This is a genomic window from Psychrobacter sp. 1U2 (genome assembly GCF_051847575.1).
The window spans coordinates 1-1052 of sequence record NZ_JBPYDC010000464.1 but is presented as its reverse complement, the minus strand read 5'-3'; the positions used below and the strand labels follow the sequence as shown (position 1 = coordinate 1052).

The 1052-nt window shown below is 39.4% G+C and carries 1 protein-coding gene; it reads right to left on the bottom strand.

What is annotated here, in order from left to right; genetic code table 11:
* Positions 1 to 321: 321 nt before the first annotated feature.
* A complete protein-coding gene (gene pyrF, locus ACS8FD_RS16595) occupies positions 322 to 1020 on the bottom strand; it encodes an orotidine-5'-phosphate decarboxylase (protein WP_439260673.1) in 699 nt (232 codons plus the stop codon).
* Positions 1021 to 1052: the final 32 nt, after the last annotated feature.

The following is a 1052-nucleotide window of genomic DNA, read 5'->3' as shown; positions in this document are numbered from 1 at the left end:
ACCACGTCAGCGTCAGTTTTGGGAATATGACCTACGGGATGTGATTGACGTGCATAACTATCAATATGTAAGTCACTTAGTATCTGTAATTTCATATTATCCATTGTTGTCTAATAACACCAGCTGTAGAAGCATCAAACAATGATCACAAGCATAAGTACTCTATTTGTGGTTTGCTTAGCACTGAGCAAGTTTGACACTGCCAATCATAGTTTCGCAACTGGTATACATATAAAGTTAAATAGTGTAGCACCTTTTTTGCTACCTACAAAAAGCAAAAATGCAGCTGTTTAAGCTGCACCTCTTATAACATTATAAACATTAGATACTATTGAGTATCATCTGCAATTTAGCAGCAGGGTTCGTAGCCTGTGTAATAGAACGTCCTATCACGAGATAATCAGCGCCATCATTCAACGCCTGCTTTGGCGTACAGATACGTTTTTGGTCATCGGCATTGTCTTCTGGTAAACGAATACCAGGCGTCACTAGCTTAAAATCTTGACCACACAGCGTCTTGAGGGTTTCAGCTTCTTGTGCTGAACAAACCACGCCATCAAGACCAGCTTGCTTAGTTAATTGTGCTAAACGACTAACTTGTACATCTAAACCATCAGTAATACCTGTTTGCATCAATGCGTCATTATCCATAGAAGTCAACACAGTAACAGCAATTAGTAAGGTATCTAAGTCATTATCCAGTAAGCGCTGTTTAGCCAGAGACATAGCTTCAAAGCCTGCGCTAGCATGAATATTAACCATCCATATACCAAGCTCGGCTGCCGCTAATACTGCTTGTGCTGTGGTGTTAGGAATATCATGAAACTTCAAATCTAAAAACACTTCAAATTGACGTTGATGAAGCGCTTTTATGATATCAGGCCCGCAGCGAGTAAACAGCTCCTTACCTACTTTTAAACGACACAGCGCTGGATCTAGCTGCTCAGCCAATGCTATTGATGCTTCCATTGTCATATTATCTAAAGCAATGATGACTGGAGAATTAGTTGTATTATTCATGATGTTGCCATATCAATATTGAATTTATTAAG